The sequence below is a fragment of the Aquisalimonas sp. genome (genome assembly GCF_007120195.1).
Lineage (GTDB): Bacteria > Pseudomonadota > Gammaproteobacteria > Nitrococcales > Aquisalimonadaceae > Aquisalimonas.
This window is the reverse complement of record NZ_SKOG01000136.1, coordinates 1-3,470: the sequence shown is the minus strand read 5'-3', so window position 1 is coordinate 3,470 and position 3,470 is coordinate 1. Positions and strand designations below refer to the sequence as shown.

Genomic DNA, 3,470 nt, shown 5'->3' with positions numbered 1-3,470 from the left:
AGGCGCGCCAGACATTCGGCTTCGGTGTCCTCGGCCCAGGCCTCGGCCGTGAACGCAGTGCCGGCAACCTGCTCCGGCCGCGCGCCGATCGCGACGGCACGAATGCCGTGCTGAGCGGAGAGGGAGGCCATTACGGGCTTGAGCGCGTCAAGATAAAACGCGGTCGAAGGGCTGCCGATCCACCCGACCGTTGTCTGCCCGTCACGCGGCGCCGGCACAGGCCGGTAATGGTCCAGGTCGACCACGGTCGGCACCAGTTCCACGTGAGGCGCCCCGGCGGATCGGGCCCTTTCGGCGAGGTAGTCGTTCCCGGCGGTAACGAGGTCGGCCCGGCGCATCACCGCGTCGATCTTGTCGGCAAGTAAGTGCCGAACGGCACCGGAACGATGCCGGTCGTAGGAATGGAAGATCGCGTCGTCGTAGTCCACGACGAGCGGGCGCTGGCGGGGGAGCAGGGCCAGCTCCACGAAGGCGGGGATCCAGGGCAACATCTCCTTTTCCACCCACAGCGCATCGACATCCCGGCAGGTCCAGGCGGCCGCGATGCGCCGGCCGAAGGAGGCGACCACATGCAACGACCGATTTCGTCGCTTGTAGAGCGCCTCGACATACGGGTCGCGGAACAGCGGCTCGATGCGCACGTCGATGCCGTGCGCGCGCAGCGGCGCCTGGTACTGGTAAGTGCGCAGGCGGCTGCTGGCGCCGAGCCTGCCATAGCGGGTCAGTGCAAGAACACGCAGCACGTAAATCCCTCAGGAGACAGACGGTCGGCGGAGGGTGAAGGACTCAAAGCAGCCTCAGCTCTTCCGTGGCGATGGCGTGAACCGCCCGGTCGACCTGGCGGTAGATCGCGTCATAGCTGCGCACGCCCGTCTGAAGCGAGAAACGTTCCTCCGCGGCCTGGCGGCAGCGTTCGGCGAGCCCGCCGTCCCCCATCAGCGTGAGGAGTGTCTCAGCAGCCTGCTTCGGCGCGTCGGGCGCCTCCCCGTCGGCAACGACCCCGACACGATACGTGGTGATGATCTCGGCAACGTCGCCCGCGGCAGAATTTGCGACGATCGGCACGCCGCAGGCCAGAATCTCGCCCATGCGCGTCGGACAGCGCGCCACTTCCGACTCGCGTGGCGCGAAGAACATCGCTGCCGCGTCGAGTTCGGCGATGGCCGCCGGCATCTCCTCGGGAGTGCGCCGGAAGATTCGAAGCCGGCTTGGATCGATCCCGTGGCCAGCGGCGACGTGCTCGACTGCCTCCGGATCGTCGCGCGTTACGATATACAGCTCCACCCCCGGCGCCGCCTCTGCAAAAGCGGCCAGGAAACGCATGAGACGGTCGACCTGGAACCAACCGCTGAGCACACTGCCGACCGACCCGATCCGCGTGGCGCGTCTCCGCCCTTCACGGAGCGCGGGATGAAAGCGCCTCAGATCGACGCAAGTCGGAATCACGACGCAGCGACCGTCCATAACGTCCGGCCCGTAACGTTGGCGCAGGCGCGACGCGGCGGCATCAGTGAGCACGACGATGCCGTGCGCGTCGCGAAGGCAGGCGCGTTCTCCATTTCTGATCGCGCGATCGAGAAGCGATCCGGCGCGCAACCGTCCCGCCGTGATCATCTCGTCGGGCCAGAAGGCGCGCATGTCGAAGACGAAGGGAACGCCGGAGATCCGTTTCAGCGCCAAGGAGACGAAGGCGGGAAGGTAGCCGCGGGCGTGAACGAGATCGGGCCGTGCGCGCCGGATCGCACTCAGCGCCGCCGCCAGGAGAACGATCAGGTCCCAGGCGGTCGCGATGGCGCGTGGCCGGTGATGGTAGCGATGCGGTCTCCAGTCGATGCCGGCACGACGGCATTCCTGAAGCAGCCCGTCCGCTCGCCCGGCGTCGGCGAGATCCCCCGGTTTCTCGAAGGTAAGCAGGGTGATCTGGTGATCGCGCGCAAGGTGCTCAAGATAGGCCAGGACCTGCGAGCGGCCGAGCGGCTCCATGAGGCCGGTATAGGAAAGGTAGAGTATCCTCACCCGGCGGGTGCCTGTTTATCGTGCTGTCCGATCGGGGCGGATTCGAGCAGCCGGATGATCCGCTCCGCGATTTCGCCGGGCGTGTCCGCCGCCGTCGCATCGACTGTAAGCTGGCTGACGTGTGGCAGGTGCTTCCGCATGAACGCCCTGACGGCCCGGCCATTCGCGGGAACGGGGGCAAGCCGTTGGTGACCGGTAAGGGCATCAAGCAGCCGGACCATCACCGTGGGTAGCACCCCTCTGCGGCGGTCCGTCGTTGCGCCTCGGCTTCGCCATCGCTGCATCCGCAGCCGGTCGTCGATGTGCCAATCCACGAGCAGCACCGGCGTTCTGAACTGGCCGAGACGCACAAGCGCCTGCTTGCCGTAGTCCCACCAGGCCGCGCGCTCTCGATACGATCGGCATTGCGTGTCGTGCAACGTGCGCACCGGACCATCGTCGATGACCACCGGTCCTGCGGGTGCGGTAGCGATCAGGCAGAAGCCAGTCTCCACGGAACAGCACCTCCGGAAAAGGCTGAGTGCACGGGCCGGCGGCAAGCGATGTCGGAGCGCCAGCTGCAGCGCGGCCAGCGCCGCCCGGCCCCGCGCCACGAGGCGTCGATGCTCTCCGACCCTGATGGCCGTCATGCCCGACCGCTCGAGTTCGGCAACTACGCTGCTCTTCCCGGATCCGCCGAGCCCCACGACCTCGATCAGTATGCGATCGCCAGGCCGGGTCGGGCGAAGGACTTCGGCCGCTGAACCGGTATCCCAGACTAGCGCGCGTATTCCGACTTCCAATCCCTGATCGCCTCGGGGTGGACGCAGCCCAGTTGAGCGGGGATAAGATCCAGCTCAGCCAGCTTCGCGATCGCCATCCTGTGATAGCCGCTGCATCCAAATATGGGCTTCAAATCGCGAGAGATATGAATGAGAGTCCCGCCCCATTCGCGAAAACTGTATTTGTCAATCTCGATCCTCGTCTTGAATCGGCGAGATTCTATGGAATGATAAAACAACCTGTCGAGCTCATCGAATCTGTCAATTTCTTTGGATGATTCTTGATTGTTGCCTAAAACTCCCAACTGTTGCCAGGAACGTCCTCCGATCCAACGGTCGCGACAGTACTGAAATTTCGGGATATCAAGAATTTCGAACGTATTCAGATCCCAATCTCCGTCTATTACGCGCCCTGAATCGTAGACGTTAAACGCGTTTGTCGCTTTCTCGACATCCCGCGGGCGCACCCAGATGCGCATGTGGGCGCGTGGAGCATTCCCTCCAAATCTCCAGACGTTCACTGCATCGCGCCCCACCCCGCGGCAACCGACATAGGCGGCTCGAACCAGCGGGGATCGGCCCAGACGCCGCCGAAATGCCCGTCCTAGCACTACAGTTGCGCTTTTGATTTGAGATGGGCTTTTCGTGCTGCTGCCTGATGCGCTCGTCGCCATAACGACCATGCGATGATGT

At 64.7% G+C, this 3,470-nt stretch carries 5 protein-coding genes; 1 reads left to right on the top strand and 4 read right to left on the bottom strand.

What is annotated here, in order from left to right:
* The 3 genes from QZT63_RS09955 to QZT63_RS09945 form a co-directional block, all read right to left on the bottom strand.
* Positions 1-743: glycosyltransferase family 1 protein (locus tag QZT63_RS09955; RefSeq protein ID WP_290650808.1), on the bottom strand; the 743-nt coding region annotated here is incomplete at its 3' end.
* A gap of 43 nt (positions 744-786) precedes the next feature.
* Positions 787-1,983: a glycosyltransferase gene (locus QZT63_RS09950; RefSeq protein WP_290650807.1), complete on the bottom strand. Its 1,197-nt coding sequence runs from the start codon at positions 1,981-1,983 to the stop codon at positions 787-789.
* A 29-nt stretch (positions 1,984-2,012) separates the two neighbouring features.
* Complete coding sequence (locus tag QZT63_RS09945) at positions 2,013-2,510, bottom strand: hypothetical protein (protein WP_290650806.1); 498 nt, start codon at positions 2,508-2,510, stop codon at positions 2,013-2,015.
* 48 nt (positions 2,511-2,558) lie between these two features.
* Here QZT63_RS09945 and QZT63_RS09940 point away from each other — a divergent pair, with 48 nt between their 5' ends.
* The gene (locus QZT63_RS09940) at positions 2,559-2,759 is read left to right on the top strand and encodes a hypothetical protein (RefSeq protein ID WP_290650805.1); all 201 of its coding nucleotides are present in this window, start codon (positions 2,559-2,561) and stop codon (positions 2,757-2,759) included.
* 14 nt (positions 2,760-2,773) lie between these two features.
* Here QZT63_RS09940 and QZT63_RS09935 read toward each other — a convergent pair.
* Positions 2,774-3,470, bottom strand: a 697-nt coding sequence (locus QZT63_RS09935; RefSeq protein ID WP_290650804.1) for a hypothetical protein, incomplete at its 5' end; no start/stop codon positions are given.